Annotated in this window: 24 protein-coding genes; 15 read left to right on the forward strand and 9 right to left on the reverse strand. The window is 67.4% G+C overall.

Features of this window, described 5'->3' with window-relative positions; all coding sequences use genetic code 11:
- From rapZ to ORK51_RS17090, 8 genes are all read left to right on the forward strand, one after another.
- Positions 1 to 817: RNase adapter RapZ (rapZ, locus tag ORK51_RS17055; protein WP_266086067.1), on the forward strand; the 817-nt coding region annotated here is incomplete at its 5' end.
- A gap of 197 nt (positions 818 to 1,014) precedes the next feature.
- Entirely contained in the window at positions 1,015 to 1,407 is a 393-nt protein-coding gene (locus ORK51_RS17060; RefSeq protein WP_019185401.1) for a PTS sugar transporter subunit IIA, read from the forward strand.
- Positions 1,400 to 1,669 carry an HPr family phosphocarrier protein gene (locus ORK51_RS17065; protein ID WP_019185400.1) on the forward strand — a complete coding sequence of 90 codons (270 nt, stop codon included), beginning with the start codon at positions 1,400 to 1,402 and terminating at the stop codon, positions 1,667 to 1,669. Before ORK51_RS17060 ends, ORK51_RS17065 begins: the two co-directional genes overlap by 8 nt.
- Before the next feature lie 59 nt (positions 1,670 to 1,728).
- The gene (gene ptsP / locus ORK51_RS17070; protein WP_266086071.1) at positions 1,729 to 3,447 is read left to right on the forward strand and encodes a phosphoenolpyruvate--protein phosphotransferase; all 1,719 of its coding nucleotides are present in this window, start codon (positions 1,729 to 1,731) and stop codon (positions 3,445 to 3,447) included.
- Between the two features lie 322 nt (positions 3,448 to 3,769).
- Positions 3,770 to 4,240 carry a hypothetical protein gene (locus tag ORK51_RS17075; RefSeq protein WP_266086073.1) on the forward strand — a complete coding sequence of 157 codons (471 nt, stop codon included), beginning with the start codon at positions 3,770 to 3,772 and terminating at the stop codon, positions 4,238 to 4,240.
- A 653-nt stretch (positions 4,241 to 4,893) separates the two neighbouring features.
- Positions 4,894 to 6,255: a magnesium transporter gene (gene mgtE / locus ORK51_RS17080; protein ID WP_019185398.1), complete on the forward strand. Its 1,362-nt coding sequence runs from the start codon at positions 4,894 to 4,896 to the stop codon at positions 6,253 to 6,255.
- A 13-nt stretch (positions 6,256 to 6,268) separates the two neighbouring features.
- Positions 6,269 to 6,535, forward strand: a complete 267-nt coding sequence (locus ORK51_RS17085) for a hypothetical protein (protein ID WP_266086075.1) — start codon at positions 6,269 to 6,271, stop codon at positions 6,533 to 6,535.
- Between the two features lie 67 nt (positions 6,536 to 6,602).
- Complete coding sequence (locus ORK51_RS17090; RefSeq protein WP_266086077.1) at positions 6,603 to 7,403, forward strand: carboxylesterase family protein; 801 nt, start codon at positions 6,603 to 6,605, stop codon at positions 7,401 to 7,403.
- Positions 7,404 to 7,428: 25 nt separating this feature from the next.
- Here ORK51_RS17090 and ORK51_RS17095 read toward each other — a convergent pair whose 3' ends face one another.
- From ORK51_RS17095 to ORK51_RS17105, 3 genes are read right to left on the reverse strand one after another with little or no spacing between them, the layout of a single operon-like run.
- Positions 7,429 to 8,379, reverse strand: coding sequence for an aspartate carbamoyltransferase catalytic subunit (locus tag ORK51_RS17095; RefSeq protein ID WP_019185395.1), 951 nt, complete (start codon positions 8,377 to 8,379; stop codon positions 7,429 to 7,431).
- Positions 8,380 to 8,395: 16 nt separating this feature from the next.
- Entirely contained in the window at positions 8,396 to 8,893 is a 498-nt protein-coding gene (gene ruvX / locus ORK51_RS17100) for a Holliday junction resolvase RuvX (RefSeq protein WP_019185394.1), read from the reverse strand.
- Entirely contained in the window at positions 8,886 to 9,452 is a 567-nt protein-coding gene (locus tag ORK51_RS17105) for a YqgE/AlgH family protein (RefSeq protein WP_019185393.1), read from the reverse strand. Before ORK51_RS17105 ends, ruvX begins: the two co-directional genes overlap by 8 nt.
- Positions 9,453 to 9,562: 110 nt before the next feature.
- Between ORK51_RS17105 and ORK51_RS17110 the strand changes: the two genes are divergently transcribed.
- On the forward strand, positions 9,563 to 10,099 hold the full coding sequence (locus ORK51_RS17110; RefSeq protein WP_019185392.1) for a DNA-3-methyladenine glycosylase I: 537 nt from the start codon (positions 9,563 to 9,565) through the stop codon (positions 10,097 to 10,099).
- Between the two features lie 171 nt (positions 10,100 to 10,270).
- Complete coding sequence (locus tag ORK51_RS17115) at positions 10,271 to 10,522, forward strand: hypothetical protein (RefSeq protein WP_266086083.1); 252 nt, start codon at positions 10,271 to 10,273, stop codon at positions 10,520 to 10,522.
- 10 nt (positions 10,523 to 10,532) lie between these two features.
- Here the strand turns inward: ORK51_RS17115 and ORK51_RS17120 are convergent, their stop codons facing one another.
- Entirely contained in the window at positions 10,533 to 11,240 is a 708-nt protein-coding gene (locus ORK51_RS17120) for a YitT family protein (protein ID WP_019185390.1), read from the reverse strand.
- 204 nt (positions 11,241 to 11,444) lie between these two features.
- Here ORK51_RS17120 and ORK51_RS17125 point away from each other — a divergent pair, with 204 nt between their 5' ends.
- Entirely contained in the window at positions 11,445 to 12,266 is an 822-nt protein-coding gene (locus ORK51_RS17125) for an alpha/beta fold hydrolase (RefSeq protein ID WP_266086085.1), read from the forward strand.
- Positions 12,267 to 12,369: 103 nt separating this feature from the next.
- Here the strand turns inward: ORK51_RS17125 and ORK51_RS17130 are convergent, their stop codons facing one another.
- The 4 genes from ORK51_RS17130 to ORK51_RS17145 form a co-directional block, all read right to left on the reverse strand.
- The gene (locus ORK51_RS17130) at positions 12,370 to 13,353 is read right to left on the reverse strand and encodes an aldo/keto reductase (protein ID WP_266086087.1); all 984 of its coding nucleotides are present in this window, start codon (positions 13,351 to 13,353) and stop codon (positions 12,370 to 12,372) included.
- A 277-nt stretch (positions 13,354 to 13,630) separates the two neighbouring features.
- Positions 13,631 to 14,194, reverse strand: coding sequence for a hypothetical protein (locus ORK51_RS17135; protein WP_266086090.1), 564 nt, complete (start codon positions 14,192 to 14,194; stop codon positions 13,631 to 13,633).
- Positions 14,195 to 14,305: 111 nt separating this feature from the next.
- Positions 14,306 to 15,442, reverse strand: a complete 1,137-nt coding sequence (locus ORK51_RS17140; protein WP_019185386.1) for a PilT/PilU family type 4a pilus ATPase — start codon at positions 15,440 to 15,442, stop codon at positions 14,306 to 14,308.
- A 51-nt stretch (positions 15,443 to 15,493) separates the two neighbouring features.
- On the reverse strand, positions 15,494 to 16,531 hold the full coding sequence (locus ORK51_RS17145; RefSeq protein WP_019185385.1) for a type IV pilus twitching motility protein PilT: 1,038 nt from the start codon (positions 16,529 to 16,531) through the stop codon (positions 15,494 to 15,496).
- Positions 16,532 to 16,639: 108 nt separating this feature from the next.
- On the opposite strand from ORK51_RS17145, the gene ORK51_RS17150 reads away from it, so the two are divergent.
- The 3 genes from ORK51_RS17150 (at position 16,640) to ORK51_RS17160 (ending at position 18,921) form a co-directional block, all read left to right on the forward strand.
- Positions 16,640 to 17,320, forward strand: a complete 681-nt coding sequence (locus tag ORK51_RS17150; protein ID WP_266086093.1) for a YggS family pyridoxal phosphate-dependent enzyme — start codon at positions 16,640 to 16,642, stop codon at positions 17,318 to 17,320.
- A 27-nt stretch (positions 17,321 to 17,347) separates the two neighbouring features.
- Positions 17,348 to 18,169, forward strand: a complete 822-nt coding sequence (gene proC / locus ORK51_RS17155; protein ID WP_019185383.1) for a pyrroline-5-carboxylate reductase — start codon at positions 17,348 to 17,350, stop codon at positions 18,167 to 18,169.
- 149 nt (positions 18,170 to 18,318) lie between these two features.
- Complete coding sequence (locus tag ORK51_RS17160; protein ID WP_019185382.1) at positions 18,319 to 18,921, forward strand: short chain dehydrogenase; 603 nt, start codon at positions 18,319 to 18,321, stop codon at positions 18,919 to 18,921.
- 64 nt (positions 18,922 to 18,985) lie between these two features.
- Here the strand turns inward: ORK51_RS17160 and soxR are convergent, their stop codons facing one another.
- Entirely contained in the window at positions 18,986 to 19,420 is a 435-nt protein-coding gene (gene soxR / locus ORK51_RS17165) for a redox-sensitive transcriptional activator SoxR (protein ID WP_172838051.1), read from the reverse strand.
- A 90-nt stretch (positions 19,421 to 19,510) separates the two neighbouring features.
- Between soxR and ORK51_RS17170 the strand changes: the two genes are divergently transcribed.
- Positions 19,511 to 20,884: an MFS transporter gene (locus ORK51_RS17170; RefSeq protein WP_266086097.1), complete on the forward strand. Its 1,374-nt coding sequence runs from the start codon at positions 19,511 to 19,513 to the stop codon at positions 20,882 to 20,884.
- The last annotated feature ends 4 nt before the right edge of the window (positions 20,885 to 20,888 follow it).

The following is a 20,888-nucleotide window of genomic DNA, read 5'->3' on the forward strand; positions in this document are numbered from 1 at the left end:
GGTCGCGCTGAAGACCTTCGAAGACCTGGATTACTACTGCTCGGACAACCTGCCGATCGACCTGCTGCCGGATTTCGTGCGCAGCCTGCTGGGTGATCCGGGCCGCGAAGCGCCGCGCCGGCTGGCAGTCGGCATCGACGTGCGCGCGCAGAGCGATTTGACCCAGCTCTCGCACTGGCGCGAAGACGCCAAGGCCGCCGGCCTGGATGCGCAGCTGCTGTTTTTCGATGCCACCGATGAGACCCTGCTCAAGCGCTACGCCGACACCCGGCGCCGCCATCCGCTGAGCCAGCTGGGGCTGTCGCTGCCCGAAGCGATCGCCCGCGAGCGTGAACTCACCGCGCCGCTGCGCCGTGCCGCCGATGCGGTGATCGACACCAGCAGCCTCAACGTGCACCAGCTGCGCCGCAAGGTGGTCACCGAATTCGCGCTCGCCCACGGCAACAAGCTGTCGCTGCTGTTTGAATCGTTCGCCTACAAGCGCGGCGTCCCCGCCGAGGCCGACTTCGTGTTCGACGTGCGGGTCCTGCCCAATCCGCATTGGGACCCGGAGCTGCGCCCGCTCTCCGGCCGCGATGCCGGCGTGCGCGAGCACCTGGACGAGCAGCCCGACGTACAGCGCTACGCCGGCCAGCTGGTCGATTTCCTCGACACCTGGCTGCCACGGCTGGGCAATGACACCCGCAGCTATGTCACGGTCGCCTTCGGCTGCACCGGCGGCAAGCACCGCTCGGTCTACATGGCCGAGCGCATGGCCCGCCATGCCCGCGACCAGGGCTGGCCGGAAGTGGCCACGTTCCATCGCGAACTTGACTGAAAACGGCATCGCCGGCGGCCGCCGGCAAGTACCGGGGCCGGGCGTGGCGACATGCCTGGCCGACCCTCGACGCGGCGTCTCCCCATCGCCCTGTCCTGCGCCGACCCGGGACAGGTCATCGACACGCTGAACCGCGGAACACAGCAGTCTTTCACGCGTGCTATCGCCAATTCATGTCGACCTGTTAACGTTCGGCAATGACCTGTGGCATTCTCCTCGTAACTCATCCCGGTGTCGGCACGGCCCTGCTGGACGTGGCGACCCGTCTGCTGCGGCACCTGCCGCTGAAGACCGAAGCTTTCGAAGTACCGTTCGACGCAGATATGGACGTCCTGCTCCCGCTCGCCTCGGCCGCCTTGCGCCGGGTGGACAGTGGCCAGGGCGTGCTGATCCTGACCGACCTGTACGGCGCCAGCCCCAGCAATCTGGCCGGGCAACTGGCTCGTCTGGGCACCCCGGCACGCCGGGTTTCGGCGCTGAGCCTGCCGATGTTGATGCGGGTGATGAATTATCCGGAACAGGGACTGGATCAACTGCCTGCCACAGCCGCGGCAGGCACTCGCAATGGAGCGATTGTCGACGATGCTTGAACGTGAACTCACTGTTTCCAACCGCCTGGGCCTGCATGCCCGCGCCACTGCCAAGCTGGTGCAGGAGCTGGCGCCTTTCCGCTGCAACGTGACCATGGCCGCCAAGGGCCGTGAGATCAACGCCAAGAGCATCATGGGCGTCATGCTGCTGGCCGCCGGCCAGGGCACCCCGGTCACCGTGCGCATCGACGGCGAGGATGAAGCCGCCGCGATGGACGCGGTGGTGGCCCTGTTCGAACGGCGTTTCGACGAGGACAACTGAGCATGGGGGGGCAACCGCGACCGGGATCCTCCGCACCGGCCCGGACCGCGTCCGGGGCGATGCTGTTGTCCGGCCACGGTGCCTCGCGCGGCAACGCCCTGGGCCGCGCCCGGGTGCGCTTGCCGCACGCCCTGGAAGTGGCCGAGCAGCGCATTCCGCCAGCCAAGGTCGAGGCCGAACTGGAGCGCCTGCACGTGGCCGTGGAAGCGGCTCGCGGCGAAATGCACGATCTGCGCCAGCGCCTGCATGGCGCGCTCAACCAGGAAGTCGGCGAGTTCCTCGACCTGCATGCGCTGCTGCTGGATGACCCCGAACTGCTGTTCGGCCTGGACGAGCTGATCCGCAGTGGCCCCTACAGCGCCGGCTACGCGCTGCGCGTGCAGCGTGACCGCCTGGCCAAGGTCTTCGATGGCATGGACGATGCCTACCTGAAGAGCCGCATGGACGATCTGGACCATGTGATCGGGCGCATCCATGCCTTCCTGCAGAAGCGCCCGCCGGACGTCAAAGGCATGGCCGGCGAGATCCTGATCTGCGACAACATCGCCCCGTCCGAGCTGGCCCAGCTGCAGGCCCACGGGGTGGTCGGCATCATCACCGCCGGCGGCAGCGCGCTGTCGCACAGCGCGATCCTGGCGCGCAGCCTGCACCTGCCGTTGATTGTCAACGTGCCGAACGTGCTGCAGAAGGTCGCCGATGGCGACGTGCTGATCATGGATGGCAGCGACGGCACGGTGACCATCAACCCGCAGGCACCGGACCTGCGCGATTACCGCGTGCGGCTGCGCGAGCATGCGCGCGAACAGCGCGAACTCGGGCGCCTGCGCACCAAGCCCAGCCGCACCCGCGACAACGTCGACATCGCGCTGCTGGCCAACGCCGAATCCAGCGAAGACGTCACCCAGGCCCATGCGCTGGGCGCGCACGGGCTGGGCCTGTACCGCACCGAATTCCTGTTCCTGCAGCGCAACGAGCTGCCCGACGAGCAGGAGCAGTTCGAGACCTACCGCGATGCCGCGTTGGGCATGAGCGGACGGCCGGTCACCATCCGCACCCTGGACCTGGGCGCGGATAAGGCCGACCGCACCGGGCTGACCCTGAGCAACGAAGAGAACCCGGCGCTGGGCCTGCGCGGCGTGCGCCTGTCGCTGGCGCGGCCGAAGGTGGCCGACACCCAGCTGCGCGCGATCCTGCGCGCCTCGGCCTACGGCAAGCTGCGCATCCTCATCCCGATGGTCAGCACCCGCGAGGAGATCCTCGCCGTGCGCCGGCGCTTGGCCAAGCAGGCCGAGCTGCTGCGCGCCGAAGGCCACGAGGTGGCCGAACACATTCCGTTCGGCGCGATGATCGAAGTCCCGGCAGCGGCGATCGCGCTGGAGAGCTTCATCGATCTGGTCGACTTCCTCTCGATCGGCACCAACGACCTGGTCCAGTACCTGCTTGCCGCCGATCGCAACAACGAGGCGGTCGGCGAGCTGTATTCGCCGCTGCACCCGGCGGTGGTGCGCCTGCTGGCGCATATCCTGCGCACCGGCCAGGCCTACAACATCCCGGTGGCGGTGTGCGGCGAGATCGCCGGCGACCCGCTGATGACGCGTCTGCTGCTGGCGCTGGGGCTGACGGAATTCAGCCTGCACCCGGGCACCCTGCTGGAAGTGCGCCGCGCGGTGCGCGACAGCGACCTGTCCGTGCTGCAGGCGATGGCGCCCAAGCTGCTGCAGGCGCGCGACCGGCGTGGCATCGAACGCTGGATCGAAAAGGCCGGCCTGACGAATTGAAACATCGATTCAATTGCCACAACTCTATCTGGCTCCAAGGACGGACCATGAACTTCACCGTTCGATTTATTCTGCTGTTGTCGTCGCCACTCATCTCAAGTGTTGCGACGGCGCAGACCGTGGTTAAGTACATTCATACCGATGCGCTGGGCTCTTCAAGGCGAACTTCGCGTATATCGCGCCGAGGCCGCCTATCACGAGTCCCTCCAGCTCCGTTCCCCTGGGGCCTTTGGGAAGTGGGGACCGGCCGCGACGAAGGCGCCCTCCAATCCCAGGCCAGTGGGAGCGTAAAAACCTCCTGTCAGAACGGGGCATGCACCCCATGAAGCAGTTTGCCTTGCTATTGGTAGCAGCTTTCAGCGAACTGGCAGGCGCGAGCGCCTGTCATGTTGAATCAAGGGATGTGGAGGTGGATCAATTGAAGCGAACCCCTCTGGGCCAGAGCGTTGTCGTAGCAGGTTGCTATGAAGCAACGCGTCATGGCATTTCGATTCAGGATTGCAAGGAAGGTTTAGGCTCGGGCCTGTGGCTTGAATTATCGGATGAGTTAAGTCGGACGAGGGTCGCAGAAGAGTTCCGCGCCTCTGCGTTTCGCATGCCTGCAGTAACGAATGCTCCAGCACTGCACATCCGCGCTCGTGGCCAGCGGGTTTCACGCGACTCACATGTTGCTGGCGGAACCATTTTCCAAGCGATAGATCTGCTGTGTTTTGATGTCCTACCCTTGCCTGCCTCCCATCCAGCGCGGAAACGCGAGGGTCGCCGCAGCCGCGGAGCACCTGCCGGCGCGTGAACCGGTTCAATCGAGACGGCCATACGACGAGCCCCCCTATTCCGCGATCGATGCTGATGGACGCTGCACCTGCAAAGAAACAAGGAGTTTCAAGGATGCCACGTCTCAAAAATAAGCTGCTCCAAGCGTCAATGAATCGTGCGGAAGAGGAAGATGCGCACCGTGAAAGCACCCGCTGACGGGACGCTAACGATCTTTGCGAAGTCCATCCGGGCCGAGCCCGAGGTTCGTGCATTGTCAGACGCCAGTGGCGCCCAGTGGGTGCCGACCTCCCACCTGGTCATCCCGGTTCGAGTGACCGGATTTTTCGACGACAGCGATCTGGATGTTCCGGGAGGACAGAGACGCGTGGTCACGAAGCTTCATTGCTGTGATACTGAATCCGACTCGGCACAAGGGCGCTAATCGGGTCTCGCCCCGCCCTCCTAGATGGCATGCCATCAAGAATCGTCCCGGAACGTGGCAGGCTTAGTGCGCCCACGTGATGCGTGAGCCGGGGCAAATCAGCCGATGCAGCCCTGCTGGTGGCACCTCTCGGGCCGCCTGCACCTACCCTATTGACACACAAGCACGCGATAATGACGCGGTGACCACCGCCCATGCCGCATCCTCCACCGGATAGCGGCCTTTTTCTTTTTCCGCAGGAGCTGCGCATGGCCGAAGCCGTACGCCACGACAAGACGGCGCGCCAGCTGCGGCTGTTGTCCGATGCACTGGACAGCGGGCGGTTGGGGCCGGTCCGTCGGTTGGTCAATACCCTGGCGCCGGCGGAAATCGGCAACCTGCTCGAATCGCTGCCCCCGGGCAAGCGCGAGATTGTCTGGGGCCTGGTCGATCCGGAAGACGATGGCGAGGTGCTGGTCCACGTCGGCGAGGAAGTCCGCGAAAGCCTGCTGGCCGACATGGACCCGGACGAAATCATCGCCGCGGTCGAAGACCTGGACATCGATGACCTTGCCGACCTGGTCGAGGATCTGCCGGACACGGTCATCGACGAAGTCCTCAAGTCGATGGACCGCGAGAACCGCGAGCGGCTCGAGCAGGTGCTGTCCTATCCCGAGGACAGCGCCGGCCGCCTGATGAACCCGGACGTGGTGACCGTGCGCGCCGACGTCAACGTCGACGTGGTGCTGCGCTACCTGCGCCTGCGCGGCGAACTGCCCGACCACACCGATCACCTGTTCGTGGTCAGCCGCCGCCATCAGTACCTGGGCCGCCTCTCGCTGGCCGCGCTGGTGACGCATGAGGACAACACCCCGATCAACCGCCTGATCGATGACGAACAGCCGGCGATCGACGTCGGCGAGAGCGCCGATGAAGTCGCGCGCCAGTTCTCCGATCATGACTGGGTCTCCGCCCCGGTGGTGGACGACAACAACATCCTGCTCGGCCGCATCACCATCGATGACGTGGTCGACATCATCCGGTCGCAGGCCGAGCACCAGGCGCTGGGCGCCGCCGGTCTGGACGAAGAAGAAGACCTGTTCTCGCCGATCAAGCGCGCCGTGCGCGGCCGCGTGGTCTGGCTGGGCATCAACCTGTGCACCGCGTTCCTGGCGGCCAGCGTGATCGGCCAGTTCGAGCTGACCCTGCAGAAGGTGGTGGCGCTGGCCGTGCTGATGCCGATCGTGGCCGGCGTGGGCGGCAATGCGGCCGTGCAGGTGCTGACCCTGATGGTGCGCGGCATCGCCCTGGGCCAGGTCGGCCAGAGCAACGCGCGCATCCTGCTGTGGAAGGAATCGCGCGTCGCGCTGATCAACGGCACCCTGATCGGCACCGTGGTCGGCATCATCGCCTACCTCTGGTTCCACAGCTTCCTGCTGTCGCTGGTGATCACCCTGGCGCTGATCATCAACTTCTGCGCCGCGGCCCTGGCCGGCGTGCTGCTGCCGCTGCTGCTCAAGCGCATGAACGTCGACCCGGCCGTGGCCGGCACCGTGGTGGTCACCGCCGTCACCGACGTCATGGGCTTCTTCAGCTTCCTCGGCCTGGCCACCCTGATCCTGCTGCACTGACCCTGGACCCCGCATGGCCGTGACCCTCGACAATTATTTCGTCCCCGGTTGGCGCGACGCGACGTATACCTGCGCTGCCTGCGAATGGCGGGGCAGCGCGCGGCAGATGCCGATGGAACTGCACGAAGACGAAGCCCAGTTCGACTGCCCGCAGTGCGAGAACCCGATCCTGCTGGTGGTCCACCCCAGCCTGGCCCAGGTGCAGGCGGCAGCCGCCGAAGGCCACCCTGAAGCCGTCGAACAGCTCGACATCCTCGCCGCGGCGCCGCGCCCGGACTGATGCACTGCAAGATGCTCCGACACACTACCGGGCCTAGACTGAAATCGATTTCAGACAAGGCACGACAATGGCGCGACGTTGGAGTGGATGGCTGCTGTGGGCGGTGGCGATGATGACGGTGGCCGGATGCGCGAGCACGCCGGAAACATCCGGGGGCCAGTTCGTCGGCCGCGCGGTCAAGGTGGATGGGCAGACTGCGTATTACCAGGTGTTCGTGCCGCGCAACGCAGCGGCCTCACGCGGCGAACTGCCGGTGGTGCTGTTCCTGCACGGCTCCGGCGAACGGGGCCGCGACGGCCGCCGCCAGACCCAGGCCGGGCTCGGGCCATACCTGCGCCAGCACGCCTCCACCTTCCCCGCGCTGGTGGTGTTGCCGCAGACGCCGGATGACCAGGAGTGGTCGGGCGAGAACAACCGCATCGCGCTGGCTGCACTGGATGCCGCCATCGCCGAATTCGGTGCGGATCCACAGCGCCAGTACCTGACCGGGATGTCGATGGGCGGCTACGGCAGCTGGAACATCGCGCTGGCCGAACCGACCCGCTTCGCCGCCATCGTGCCGGTCTGCGGCGCGGTGCTGGCGCCGCGTGCAGTGCGCCCCACCCTGTTCGTGGAGGACGTCGCCCACGAGGCCGATCCGTACGCAGCCATCGCCCAGCGCCTGCGCAACGTCCCGATCTGGATGTTCCATGGCGCGCTGGACGACGTGGTGCCGCCGGAGGACGACCGCAAGCTGCACGCCGCGTTCCAGCAGGCCGGCGCGAAGGATGTGCGTTACACCGAGTATCCCGATGGCAACCACAACGCCTGGGACGCCACCTATGCCGATGCGGCGATGTGGGAGTGGCTGTTCGCGCAGAAGCGGTAATGGCATTTTCGGTAGTGCCGGCCGCTCACCCCAACAACGTTTCCAGCACCGCCATGCGCACGGCCACGCCGTTGGCGACCTGGCGCAGCACCCACGACTGCGGACCATCGGCCACCTCGTCGGTGACCTCCACGCCGCGGTTGATCGGGCCCGGGTGCAACACGGCGGCATCGGTGCCGGCGCGCTTGAGGCGCGTCGCATCCAGGCCGTACTGCGCGTGATACTGCTCCAGCGAGGGCACCAGGCCTTCTTCCATGCGCTCGCGCTGCAGGCGCAGCATCATCAGCGCATCGGCGCCTTCCAGCATCGCGTCGAAATCGTCGCCGACGATGCAGCCCTTCAGGGTGTCATCGTCCGGCAGCAGCGACTGCGGGCCGCATACGCGGATCTCGCCGACGCCCAGCGTGCGCAGGGCATGCAGGTCGGTGCGGGCCACGCGCGAGTGCTTCACGTCACCCACGATGATGACCTTCATCTTCGAGAAATCGCTGCCCTTGGCCTGGCGCAGGGTCAGCATGTCCAGCAGGCCCTGGGTCGGGTGCGAGCTGCGGCCGTCACCGGCGTTGACCAGGGCCGTGCCCTCGCCCGCCGCGGCGGCCAGCGCCGCCACCGCACCATCATCGGGATGACGCACCACGAAGCCGCGCACGCCCATCGCTTCCAGGTTCTTGAGCGTGTCGCAGGCGGTCTCGCCCTTGCGGGTGGACGAGGTGGAGGCATCGAAGTTCAGCACGTCCGCGCCCAGCCGCTGCGCGGCCAGCTGGAACGAGCTGCGGGTGCGCGTGGAGGGTTCGAAGAACAGCGTGCAGACCGCCGAGCCGCCCAGCACGTGGCGCTTGTTGCCCACCCGCCCGACGGCCGCATCGCGGATCTGGCCGGCGCGGTCGAGCAGCTGCAGCAGGGTTTCGCGGGGCAGACCTTCCAGGGTCAGCAGGTGGCGCAGGCGTCCATCGGAATCGAGTTGCGAGGCGGTCATGGGCAGGGTCTGAGGGTCAGGAAACGGGGGTGGCGTCATCCGGGCAGGAGAGCCAGCGTTCGATGATCACCGCCGCAGCCACTGCATCCAGGGCGGCGGCGTCGCGGCGGCGTTTGCGGCCTTCGGCGCGCTCGACCGCGAACCGGCGCGCGGCCTCGACCGAGCTGGAGCGCTCGTCGACCAGCACCACCGGCAGTTTGAAACGTTCCCGCAGCTGGCGGGCAAAGCCCTGCGCGCGCTTGCGGTTGGGCTGGTCCTGGCCATCCAGGGTGAGCGGATCGCCCACCACCAGGCCATCCGGCCGCCACTCTTTGATCAGGCGCTCCACGGCGGTCCAATCCGGCCCGTTGCCATGTACATCGACCACCGCGATCGCACGCGCATGGGTGCCGAACGAGCTGCCGATGGCCACGCCGATCCGGCGCGAGCCGACATCGAAACCGAGCACCGTGCCATCACGGCGGATCGTCGGCGGTGCGGCCGCGGCGGGCGCTGGCGTGGCCGGCTCAGACATGGCCGCTGTAATCGGTGAGGCGGAACAGGTCCACGCCGATGCGCGCGGCCGCGCCCTGCCAGCGCTCGTCCAGCGGCGTGCTGAACAGCAGTTCGGCATCGGCCGGCACGGCCAGCCAGCTGTTTTCGGCGATTTCCGTTTCCAGCTGCCCCTCGCTCCAGCCGGCACAGCCCAGGGTGACCAGCGCATTGCGCGGGCCTTCGCCGCGCGCCATGGCTTCGAGGATGTCGCGCGAGGTGGTGAGGAAGACGCCCTCGCCCACGGCCAGGCTGGAATCCCAGCTGCGCGCATCATCGTGGATCACGAAGCCACGCTCCGGGTGCACCGGGCCGCCGTTGAGCACGACCTGGCCACGCAGGGTGTCACTGGTGGTCGTGATCTCCATCTGGGCCAGCACCTCGCCGAGGGTGTACTCGGAGGGCTGGTTGACCAGCACGCCCATCGCGCCGTTCTCGTCGTGCTGGCAGATCAGCGCCACGGTACGGGCAAAGGTGGGGTCGGTCAGCGACGGCAGCGCGACCAGCAGGTGGTGGGCAAGCGAAGTGGACAGTTCAGACATGGCCCCATTCTAGCCGCTGGCCGTGATGTGCGCTTTCGCGCTGACATAATGCAGGCCTGCGCGCGTGCCCCCGGCCCGCGCGCCTGATCCGCCATCGCAAGGAGCTGCACGTGTCCGGTTATTGCCTCATCGCCCCCGGCCATCCGGTCCACGGCCACTACCATGACCACGAGTACGGCTTCCCGCAGCGCGAAGAGCGCGAGCTGTTCGAGCGCCTGATCCTGGAGATCAACCAGGCCGGCCTGAGCTGGGAGACCATCCTGAAGAAGCGCGAGGGCTTCCGCGCAGCTTATGACGGCTTCGACGTGGACACCGTGGCCGCCTATGGCGAGCGCGATATCGAGCGCCTGCTCAACGATGCCCGGATCATCCGCAACCGGCTCAAGGTGCACGCGGCCGTCCACAATGCCCAGGTGATCCAGCAGCTGCGGGCCAGCCACGGCAGCTTCGCCGGGTGGCTGGATGCCCACCATCCGCTGGACAAGGCGGCCTGGGTGAAGCTGTTCAAGAAGACCTTCCGCTTCACCGGCGGGGAGATCACCGGCGAGTTCCTGATGAGCCTGGGCTACCTGCCCGGCGCGCACAGCCCGGACTGCCCGGTGTTCAAGCGCATCGACACGCTCAAGCCGGCCTGGCGCCAGGCGTGACGCACCCCGTCGTGCGGGTTGCGCGGCTCGCTGCCCTGAGCCTGCCCCCGCTGGCTGCCGCAAGCGACCTGGACACCGTGCCGGAGCGCCTAACGCGATGGCGACTACTACGGCGACACCCTGCTGCTGAACCGGCCGCTGTCGGTTGACCCGCGCGAGCGCAGCCCGGCGGTGCAGTTGCAGGTGCGCTACGGCCGCGAGCACTGGCTGGCCGACCCGGTGATGCATGTCAATGGCGAACCGCTGGATGCCGATGCCGCGGCGATCGCAGCGGACCGGCGCCTGCTCAAGCACATCGACCGCCTGCTGGCCGCCCTGACCATCGATGGTGACGGCGTCGCACACGTCGGCGGCGACGCTGGACCTGCGCAGCCGCCGCTGGGTCTCCGGCGTGACCGTCGTGCCGGTGCCGCCGCAGGGTGAGTAACCGGCGTCAGACGCCCATGTAGCGGCCCGGGCGGTGGTTGAACATCAGCACCAGGCTGAGCACCACCGCACCGATCGCCGAGTACATCACCTTGGAGGGGGACAGTACCGAGAACGCCACGCACATCAGCAGCGTGTCGAACGACATCTGCACCTTGCCGGCGCTCCAGCCCCGCGTGCGCTGCAGGTACACCGCCAGGATGCCGATGCCCCCCAGGCTGGCCCGGTGGCGGATGTAGAACAGGATGCCCAGGCCGGCCAGGGCGCCGCCGACGATCGCCGAGTACAGCGAGCTCATGTGGGCGAAGTCGGCCCAGCGCGGCAGCAGGTCGGTCAGCACGCCGCAGGCGGTTACCGCCGCGAAGGTCTTCAGGGTGAATTCCCAGCCCATGCGCCGCACGGCCACCCAGTAGAAAGGGAGGTTGACCAGCACGAACACCAGGCCGAAGTTCCAGCCGAAGGCGTAGTGGGCCAGGAAGGCCAGCCCGGCCATGCCGCCGATCATCAGCCCACCCTTGGCGAAGATGGCCAGGCCCAGCGACGCCACCAGCGTGGCCAGGATCATGCCCTGCACGTCCTCGGCCACGGAATGGCGCAGGGCTTTCTCGTCGGCCACGGTGCCGGCGCTGTCGGGGGGCGGGGTCAGCGGGCCTGCGGTGACCAGGTGGCCGTCAGCGTCGTCGCACGGCGCGGGGCCATGGGATTCAAGGGACATGGGGGTGGGGGTGTGGCGTGGGGAGCGGTATTAGACACGATCGGCGTGACAGTTGCTGGTGAAATTGATTCAGCCGCCGCCGGCGGAGGTGCCGGGCCACCGACGCCGGACCGACATCCGCCGTTCATCCCCGCTGAACACCCCCCAGCCGCAGCATGTGCGGGTACCCCGCTGTGCCCTCCCCTCCCTCAGGAGTTCCGTGCCATGCCCTACGTCACCACCGCCGACAACACCGAGATCTTCTACAAGGACTGGGGCAAGGGTCAGCCCCTTGTGTTCCATCACGGCTGGCCGCTCAGCGCCGATGACTGGGATAGCCAGCTGCAGTTCTTCCTGCTGCAGGGCTATCGCGTGATCGCGCACGACCGCCGCGGCCATGGCCGCTCCTCGCAGACCAGCGGCGGGCACGAGATGGACACCTACGCTGCCGACGTCAATGCGCTGGCCGATCACCTGGACCTGCGCGATGCGATCCACATCGGGCATTCCACCGGCGGTGGCGAAGTCGCGCACTACGTCGCGCAGGCCAAGCCCGGGCGCGTGGCCAAGGCGGTGCTGATCGGTGCGGTGCCACCGATCATGGTCAAGAGCGAGGCCAACCCCGGCGGCACGCCGAAGGAGGTCTTCGACGGCTTCCGGCAGGCACTGGTCGCGGGTCGTGCGGCGTTCTACCGCGACGTGCCGATTCCGTTCTACGGGTTCAACCGCGACGGCACGCCGCCGCAACAGGGCATCGTCGACAACTGGTGGCGGCAGGGGATGATGGGCGCGATCAACGCGCACTACGACTGCATCAAGGCCTTCTCGGAAACCGACTTCACAGACGACCTGAAAAAGATCGACGTGCCGGTGCTGGTGATGCACGGCGACGACGACCAGATCGTGCCGATCGCCGATTCGGCGGAGCTGGCCATCAAGCTGCTCAGGCACGGCACGCTGAAGGTCTACAAAGGCTACCCACATGGCATGTGCACCACCCATGCGGACGTGATCAACGCGGATCTGTTGGCGTTCATTCGCGGGTGAGGTGTGTGCCGACCAACGGTCGGCACCTACCCGAATGTGTGGGACGGTATCGCGCGTGCCGATCCTGGCTGCGTTGGCCGGTGTCGTGCGCCCCGCGCCCCGCTCAGCGCGCGACCAGCTTCTGCCGCTCGGCGTTGTAGCGATCCCCGACGATGGCGATGCTGTCCAGCGCCGCACTTATCTGCTGCAGGTCGGCCTCACTCAGCACCACCGCAGCCGCGCCCAGATTCTCGGTCAGGCGATGCAGCCTGGTCGTGCCGGGAATCGGCACGATCCACGGTTTGCGCGCCAGCAGCCAGGCCAAGGCGATCTGGGCCGGCGTGGCCCCCTTGTCGGCGGCTATCGCGCTGATGCGGTCCACCAGCACCTGATTGGCCTGGCGGGCTTCGGCCGCAAACCGCGGCACGCTGTTGCGGAAGTCATCGGCCGCGAACTGCGTATCCACGTTGATCGCACCGGTCAGGAAGCCCTTGCCAAGCGGGCTGAACGGCACGAAGCCGATACCCAGTTCTTCCAGCACCGGCAGCACGGCCTGTTCCGGCTCGCGCCACCACAGGGAATACTCGCTCTGCAGCGCCGCCACCGGCTGCACGGCGTGCGCCCGGCGGATGGCATCGACGCCGGCCTCGGACAACCCGAAGTGCTTCACCTTGCCCTCGGCGATCAGGTCCTTGACCGTACCGGCCACGTCCTCGATCGGCACATTCGGATCGACCCGGTGCTGGTAGAACAGGTCGATGCGGTCGGTCTTCAAACGCGACAGGCTGGCCTCGGCCACCGCGCGGATGCGCTCGGGACGGCTGTCCAGGCCGGCGTCGGCGTGGCCATCCTTGAAGCCGAACTTGGTGGCGATCACCAGCTGGTCACGGAACGGCGTCAGCGCTTCGCCCAGCAGTTCCTCGTTGAGGAACGGCCCATAGGCTTCGGCCGTATCAAAGAAGGTGACCCCCTGCTCGACCGCCGCGCGCAGCAAGGCGATCGCCTCGGTACGGTCGGTGGCCGGGCCATAGCCGTAGCTCAGCCCCATGCAGCCCAGCCCGAGGGCCGAAACCCGCAGGCCGCTGCGGCCCAGTTCACGTGTCTGCATGGTGGTACTCCTGCCGGTGGGACCGGCGTCATGGGGGAGTGCCACCATAGCCCTGCCGGCTGCCGGGATTGGAGGGTGTGGAGCGCTGTCGGTCATGAGCGTGGCTAATCAATCCATGCACGAGGCAGATACGCATCATCCCGGTAGCGTGCAGGTGACCTTTTCAGCCTTGATCGTGATGCATCGGCGCTGCTGCAGCTGTTGGATCCAAGGTCTTCAGCTGCACGTGCTCGTCGTCGATCAGGATCGGTTGCGCACTGCCACCATCATCCAGCCCTCAGGAAACGCCATCGCCGCGCAGGGTGCCAACCACCGTGAGCAGCAGGAAGAGACCGCCCACGACCACCGCAAGGATGTGCCACACCCCGAAGCGGTCCAGCGCCCGCGTATCCATGCCTTCGTCACGATGGTAGCGCCGCAGGAGGCTGTTGACCGGCAACAGCGGGACGAAGGTGAACAGCGCGACCAGCCACATGGGATCGGGCAGTCGGCTGGCCACATACAGCAGGAAGTAGGCCACGCCCAGCAGGCCCGGTGCGATCGCCAGCGTGCGGCGGCGATTGGCGGCCACATCGCGCAGGTCGCTGAAGCACAGGAACGACCAGAGCGGTGAGAACCACGCGCGCGCCCACGGCCACTGATCTCCACCGGTTTCGCGCTTGATCGCGCGCCAGTTGCGCCAGAACCAGTACACCGGATAGAGACCCAGCGTGGCCAGCGACAACGCCACGATCTTCAGCGTGGGTGGTGCGTAGTACGTTGCGACGCCGTTGGTGGCGAAAGTCGCCGCCGGCAGTGCGGAAGACGCCGCCGGCGCGCGGTACGGATCGTGCATGTCCATATGCCCATCACCTGATACGTTGATACCGGCGAGGTGCCGGCGCCCCCTGCATCGCGGTGGCCCGCGACGGCGAGACTATCGCAGAGCCGCGCCGGCTTTTACAGCCCCCGCTCAGCGGATCTCGGAGATCTCCACCCCGTCCAGCCCCTGCGACAGCGTGCGTGCGTCGCCGCCCTGCGAGAGCTTGATGCGCAGGCGCACTTCATTCTGCGAATCGGCGTAGCGCAGGGCGTCTTCGTAGCTGATCTCGCCGGCCTGGTACAGCTCGAACAGGCTCTGGTCGAAGGTGCGCATGCCCAGCTGGACCGAGTCCTTCATCACTTCCTTGAGCTTGTGGATCTCACCGTCGCGGATGTAATCCTGCACCAGCGGCGTACCCAGCATGATTTCCATCGCGACCTTGCGCGTCTTGCCGTCCGGCGAGGGGATCAGCTGCTGGGCGACCACGCCCTTGAGGTTCAGCGAGAGATCCATCAGCAGCTGGTTGCGACGGTCTTCCGGGAAGAAGTTGATGATGCGGTCCATCGCCTGGTTGGCGTTGTTGGCGTGCAGGGTGCACAGCACCAGGTGGCCGGTCTCAGCAAAGGCGATGGCGTGGTCCATGCCCTCGCGGGTGCGCACCTCGCCGATCATGATCACGTCCGGGGCCTGGCGCAGGGTGTTCTTCAGCGCCGCCTCCCAGCTGTCGGTATCGATGCCGACTTCGCGCTGGGTGATGATGCAGCCTTCGTGCTTGTGCACGAATTCGATCGGGTCTTCGATGGTGATGATATGGCCGGTCGAGTTGTGGTTGCGGTAGCCGATCATCGCCGCCAGCGAGGTCGATTTACCGGTACCGGTCGCACCGACGAACAGGATGATGCCGCGCTTGGTCATCGCCAGCGTCTTGACGATCGGCGGCAGGCTCAGCTCTTCCACGGTGGGAATGCGCGTTTCGATCCGGCGCAGCACCATGCCGACCTGGTTGCGCTGGTAGAAGCAGCTCACGCGGAAGCGGCCGACACCGGACAGGCCGATGGCGAAGTTGCATTCGTGGGTCTTTTCGAACTCTTCGCGCTGCGCCGGCGTCATCACGTTCAACACCAGGTCGCGGCTCTGCTGCGGCGTCAACGGTGTCTGGGTGATCGGCGAGATCTTGCCGTTGACCTTGATCGCCGGCGGCATGCCCGCGGTGATGAACAGGTCCGAGGCCTTCTGGTGCGCCATCAGCTTGAGGAACGAGGTGAAGTCGATGGTGGTGGTGCTCATCGCGGTGTACTCCGGAGGTTTTCAGGAGCCGGCCAGCGGCCGGCACTACCACTATTCGAAAATCCGCTTGTCCTTGGCGTACTCGCGTGCCTGGTTGCGGGTGATCAGGCTGCGCTTGACCAGGTCCTGCAGGTGCTGGTCCAGGGTCATCATGCCCATCTGCTGGCCGGTCTGGATCGCCGAGTACATCTGCGCGACCTTGTCTTCGCGGATCAGGTTGCGGATGGCCGGCGTGCCGACCATGATTTCCCACGCAGCCGTACGCCCACCACCGACCTTCTTCAGCAGGGCCTGGGAGATCACCGCGCGCAGCGACTCGGACAGCATCGAGCGCACCATCGGCTTTTCGCCGGCGGGGAACACGTCGATGATGCGGTCGATGGTCTTGGCGGCCGAGCTGGTGTGCAGCGTGCCGAATACCAGGTGGCCCGTTTCCGCGGCGGTCAGCGCCAGCCGGATCGTTTCCAGATCGCGCAGTTCGCCGACCAGGATGATGTCCGGATCCTCACGCAGTGCCGAACGCAGCGCTTCATTGAAGCCGTGCGTATCGCGATGCACTTCGCGCTGGTTGATCAGGCACTTCTGCGAGGTGTGCACGAATTCGATCGGATCCTCGACGGTGAGGATGTGGCCGTATTCGTTCTTGTTGATGTGGTCGATCATCGCCGCCAGCGTGGTCGACTTGCCCGAACCGGTCGGGCCGGTGACCAGGATCAGCCCCTGCGGCTGATCGATCAGCTCACGGAAGATCGGCGGGCAGGCCAGGTCTTCCAGGGTGAGCACCTCGGAGGGAATGGTACGGAACACCGCACCCGCACCGCGGTTCTGGTTGAAGGCGTTGACACGAAAGCGCGCCAGCGAGGGAATCTCGAACGAGAAATCGACCTCGAGGAACTCTTCGTAATCACGACGCTGCTTGTCCGACATGATGTCGTACACCAGCGCGTGGACCTGCTTGTGGTCCAGGGCCGGAATATTGATGCGACGGACATCGCCGTCAACGCGGATCATCGGCGGCAGGCCGGCCGACAGATGAAGATCCGACGCTTTGTTCTTTACGGAAAACGCCAACAGTTCGGCGATATCCATGCGCTGCTACTCCCCATGACTGCTGCGACTGGAAGGTTCTTTCCCCGGGCGGCAGTATAGAGCGAGATGTGCACAATACGCGCCAGCCCCTGATCCACCGGACCCGCCGTGACCCCCCAGCCTCTGCCCACCCTCCTGACGAACCTGCACAACGCGGCCGCGGCCGCCGGGCGGCCAGATCCGGTCCTGCTGGCGGTCTCCAAGACCCAGCCGGCCGAGGCCGTACAGGCCCTGGCCGCGCAGGGCCAGCGCGCTTTCGGCGAGAACTACGTGCAGGAGGCGGTCGCCAAGATCGAGGCACTGGCATCGCTGGGCCTGGAGTGGCACCTGATCGGTCACCTGCAGTCGAACAAGGCCGAACTCGCCGCCCGTCATTTCGACTGGGTGCAGAGCGTGGACCGCCTCAAGCTGGTCACCGCATTGGCCGCGCATCGCCCGGCCGGCCAGCCGCCGCTGAACGTGCTGATCCAGGTCAACATCGACGACGAAGACAGCAAGCACGGCTGCGCGCCGGAGGACATCGATGCCCTCGCCACCGCCATCGCTGCCGCGCCGCAGTTGCGCCTGCGCGGGCTGATGGCGATCCCGGCCCCGTGGCCTGACGCTGAACGCCGGCAGGCCGCTTTCACCCGCATGGCCACGTTGTTTGCCAAGCTGGCGGCAGCGCACCCGCAGGTGGATACGCTGTCGATGGGCATGAGCAGCGATTACCCTGAGGCCATCGCCCATGGCGCCACCCTGGTCCGCGTCGGCACCGCGCTGTTCGGTGCACGCCCGCGACCGGCCTGAGCGCCCCGCCCGTTCCAAGGAGAGTTCATGAGTACGTCCCCCATCACCTTCATCGGCGGCGGCAACATGGCCCGCAGCCTGATCGCCGGCCTGGTCCGCCAGGGCGTGGCCCCGGCCAGCATCCATGTCGCCGAGCCGGTGACCGAGCTGCGTGACGCGCTCACGGCCGAATTCGGCGTCAGGACCTACGCCAGCGCGACCGAAGCTGCCGCACAGGGCACCGTGTGGGTGCTGGCGGTCAAGCCGCAGGTGCTGCGCGATGTCTGCGCCTCGCTCACCGCCGTCGCCCACGGCAAGCAACCGCTGGTGGTCTCCATCGCCGCTGGCATCACCAGCAGCCAGCTGGACCGTTGGCTGGGCGGCGGCCACGCCGTGGTCCGTGCGATGCCCAACACGCCCGCCCTGCTCGGCGCCGGTGTCACCGGCCTGTTCGCCACTGCCACGGTCAGCGCCGCGCAACGCGCCCAGGCCGATACCGTGCTGGCCACGGCAGGGCGCACCGTGTGGATCGACGACGAAGCGCGCATGGATGCCGTTACTGCGGTCTCCGGCAGCGGCCCGGCATACGTGTTCCTGCTGGCCGAAGCGATGGAGGCGGCTGGGATCGCGCAAGGCCTGCCGGCCGAGGCGGCCCGCACGCTGGTGGTGCAGACCCTGCTCGGTGCCTCGCGCATGTTGGATGAATCCGGCGAAGCGCCGGCCGAACTGCGTCGCCGGGTGACCTCGCCGAACGGCACGACCCAGGCGGCGATCGAAAGTTTCCAAGGCGATGGCTTCGAGGCGATCGTGGCGCGCGCGATCGACGCGGCGACCACGCGCGGGCAGGCATTGTCGGCGGCGAATGACTGACGACCAAGCGTCGCTACGCATGGCGTGGCGTTACCTTGGCCGCCCCCTGACCGGGTAGAGCCACCCCATGGGTGGCTGGCCCGCGATGCGGGAACAAGAAGCAGCCACGCGTGGCGTGGCTCTACCCTACGTTTACGGGAGACATGCACATGAAGATCCTGCTTGTCGGTGCCAGCGGCACCTTGGGCCAGGCGGTCGCCAGTACGCTCGGCGTGCACCACGAACTGATCCGCGCCGGCCGCCACGGCGGCGACGTGCAGGTGGATCTCACCGACGACGCCAGCGTGCAGGCGCTGTTCGAGAAGGTGGGCAAGGTCGACGCGGTGATCGCCACCACCGGCCAGGTCCACTTCGGTCCACTGGCCCAGATGCGGCCGGCCGACTTCAACCTGGGGCTGCAGGACAAACTGCTGGGCCAGGTGCGGCTGAGCCTGGCCGCCCAGCATCACCTCAACACCGGCGGCTCGATCACCCTGACCAGCGGCATCATCAGCGCCCAGCCGATCCGCGACGGCGCCAACGCCACGGCAGCCAACGCCGCGCTCGAAGGTTTCGTGCGCGCCGCAGCCTGCGAGCTGCTGCCGCGTGGGCTGCGCATCAATGCAGTCAGCCCGAACGTGCTGGCCGAATCGATGGACGACTACGGCGCCTACTTCCCGGGCTTTGAACCGGTGACGGCGCAGCGCGCGTCGCTGGCCTACCAGCGCAGCGTGGAAGGCATCCAGAGCGGGCAGGTGTTCACCGTCTGGTGAGGGCAGCCGGCCAGCGGCCGGCACTACGGATGGCAAGCGGCGCCCCGCCGGCCGCTGGCCGGCTCTACTCCCAGCGGCGCGGGCCGTCGCCCTGATCGCCCAGCGTGTCGCCGGGATTGGTCAGGCGGCAGCGTTTCAACGAGAGGCAGCCGCAGCCGATGCAGTCGGTGAGCTGGTCGCGCAGCAGCAGCAACTGCTCGATGCGCTGGTCCAGCTCACTGCGCCACAGCGCCGACATCCTGGCCCACTCGGCCTTGGTCGGTGTTTTGTTCTCCGGCAGGGCGGCAAAAGCGGTCGCCACCGCCTCCAGCGGCATCCCGACCCGCTGGGCGACCCGGATCACTGCCAGCCGGCGCAGCACGTCGCGCGCGAAGCGGCGCTGGTTGCCGGCGGTGCGCAGGCTGCGGATCAGGCCCTTGCGCTCGTAGAAATGCAACGCCGAGACGGCCACGCCGCTCCGTTTGGCGACTTCGCCTACACTCAGTTCCTGCGCGATCACTGCTTGACCTCAACCTTGGTTCAGGTGGCATCCTGCGCGCCGCCGGAGTGCACTGCAACCCCGGCCCTCCCCCCGATGTCTGGAATCCGCATGTCCGCTGACGCCTCCACTCCGCCCGCCACCGTTCCGGTGGAGGATGCCCCGATCCCCTCGATCCTGTCGCCGGCCTACCGGGCGACCACCATCGGCATGGTCGCGCTGGTCTCGCTGCATGCCTTCGAAGCGCTGGCAGTGGCCGCGGCGATGCCGACCGTTGCCCATGACCTGGACGGTCTGCGCCTGTACGCGCTGGCGTTCGGCGGCACCCTGGCCACCAGCGTGATCGGGATGACGCTGTCCGGCCGCTGGAGCGACCAGCGTGGCCCGGCACGGCCGCTGTGGCTGGGCCTGGCCTGCTTCGTTGCCGGCCTGCTGGTGGCCGGCTTCGCCCAGCACATGCCGGTGCTGGTGCTCGGGCGGCTGATGCAGGGCCTGGGGGCCGGCGCGATCTCCGTGGCGCTGTATGTGCTGGTCGGGCGTTCGTTCCCCGAACCGATGCGGCCGCGCGTGTTCGCCGCCTTCTCGGCCGGCTGGGTGGTGCCCTCGCTGGTCGGCCCCAGCATCAGCGGCCTGATCGTGCAGCACCTGGGCTGGCGCTGGGTGTTCCTGATCGTGCCGCTGCTGGCCATCCCGGCGGCACTGCTGCTGCGCCCGGCCCTGCGCCAGGTGGGCACGGTCGCCACCGGCACCAGCAGCCGCAACGTGGTGCCCTGGGCGGTAGGGGCCGCCTTCGGCGCGCTGGCGCTGTACATCGGCGGCCAGCAGCAGGGATGGCTCGCCGTGGCGCTGCTGGCGCCCGCCCTCGCCCTGCTCGCCCTGTGCAGCTGGAAGCTGCTGCCGACCGGCACGCTGCGCCTGCGCCGCGGCCTGCCCAGCGTGATCGCCCTGCGCGGGATCGCGGCCTCGGCCTTCTTCGGCTGCGAAGCCTTCCTGCCGCTGCTGCTGCAGCGCGAGCGCGGGTTGACGCCGGTCTTGGCCGGCGTGGCACTGAGCCTGGGGGCGCTGGGCTGGTTCTCCGGCTCCTGGCTGCAGGGCCACCAGCAGCGTGGCTGGTCGCGCCGGCAACTGCTGCAGGCCGGTGCCTTGTTGATGTGCACGGGCATCCTGGCCACCTCGCTGGCGATCCAGCCGGGCGTGCCGCTGTGGACGGCCATGGCCGGCTGGGTGCTGACCGGGCTGGGCATGGGGCTGATCTATCCCAGCCTGTCGGTGCTGACCCTGTCACTCTCCCCGCCGGCGCAGCAGGGCGGCAATACCTCCGCCCTGCAGCTCAGCGAGGCCCTCGGCGTGGCGACCACGTTGGCCGTCTCCGGCTCGCTGTTCGCGCTGTTCCTGGAGGGCCGGGAGACGCTGGGCTACCTGCTCACCTTCGCGATCATGCTGGTGCTGGCCATGCTCAGCGTGGTGGTGGCGCGGCGCATCTGAAGCA

This window comes from Stenotrophomonas sp. RIT-551, assembly GCF_026241915.1.
Lineage (GTDB): Bacteria > Pseudomonadota > Gammaproteobacteria > Xanthomonadales > Xanthomonadaceae > Stenotrophomonas > Stenotrophomonas bentonitica_A.

Bases quoted from the DNA above. Each gene is read 5' to 3' on its own strand.
- ORK51_RS17120 (WP_019185390.1), bottom strand. From the start codon at position 11,240: ATGTCCCTTGAATCCCATGGCCCCGCGCCGTGCGACGACGCTGACGGC.
- ORK51_RS17085 (WP_266086075.1), top strand. From the start codon at position 6,269: ATGGCCGTGACCCTCGACAATTATTTCGTCCCCGGTTGGCGCGACGCG.
- ORK51_RS17160 (WP_019185382.1), top strand. From the start codon at position 18,319: ATGAAGATCCTGCTTGTCGGTGCCAGCGGCACCTTGGGCCAGGCGGTC.
- ruvX (WP_019185394.1), bottom strand. From the start codon at position 8,893: ATGTCTGAGCCGGCCACGCCAGCGCCCGCCGCGGCCGCACCGCCGACG.
- ORK51_RS17145 (WP_019185385.1), bottom strand. From the start codon at position 16,531: ATGGATATCGCCGAACTGTTGGCGTTTTCCGTAAAGAACAAAGCGTCG.
- ORK51_RS17060 (WP_019185401.1), top strand. From the start codon at position 1,015: ATGACCTGTGGCATTCTCCTCGTAACTCATCCCGGTGTCGGCACGGCC.
- mgtE (WP_019185398.1), top strand. From the start codon at position 4,894: ATGGCCGAAGCCGTACGCCACGACAAGACGGCGCGCCAGCTGCGGCTG.
- ORK51_RS17135 (WP_266086090.1), bottom strand. From the start codon at position 14,194: ATGGACATGCACGATCCGTACCGCGCGCCGGCGGCGTCTTCCGCACTG.
- ORK51_RS17095 (WP_019185395.1), bottom strand. From the start codon at position 8,379: ATGACCGCCTCGCAACTCGATTCCGATGGACGCCTGCGCCACCTGCTG.
- ptsP (WP_266086071.1), top strand. From the start codon at position 1,729: ATGCTGTTGTCCGGCCACGGTGCCTCGCGCGGCAACGCCCTGGGCCGC.
- ORK51_RS17065 (WP_019185400.1), top strand. From the start codon at position 1,400: ATGCTTGAACGTGAACTCACTGTTTCCAACCGCCTGGGCCTGCATGCC.
- ORK51_RS17125 (WP_266086085.1), top strand. From the start codon at position 11,445: ATGCCCTACGTCACCACCGCCGACAACACCGAGATCTTCTACAAGGAC.
- ORK51_RS17170 (WP_266086097.1), top strand. From the start codon at position 19,511: ATGTCCGCTGACGCCTCCACTCCGCCCGCCACCGTTCCGGTGGAGGAT.
- ORK51_RS17105 (WP_019185393.1), bottom strand. From the start codon at position 9,452: ATGTCTGAACTGTCCACTTCGCTTGCCCACCACCTGCTGGTCGCGCTG.
- ORK51_RS17075 (WP_266086073.1), top strand. From the start codon at position 3,770: ATGAAGCAGTTTGCCTTGCTATTGGTAGCAGCTTTCAGCGAACTGGCA.
- ORK51_RS17140 (WP_019185386.1), bottom strand. From the start codon at position 15,442: ATGAGCACCACCACCATCGACTTCACCTCGTTCCTCAAGCTGATGGCG.
- proC (WP_019185383.1), top strand. From the start codon at position 17,348: ATGAGTACGTCCCCCATCACCTTCATCGGCGGCGGCAACATGGCCCGC.
- ORK51_RS17090 (WP_266086077.1), top strand. From the start codon at position 6,603: ATGGCGCGACGTTGGAGTGGATGGCTGCTGTGGGCGGTGGCGATGATG.
- ORK51_RS17130 (WP_266086087.1), bottom strand. From the start codon at position 13,353: ATGCAGACACGTGAACTGGGCCGCAGCGGCCTGCGGGTTTCGGCCCTC.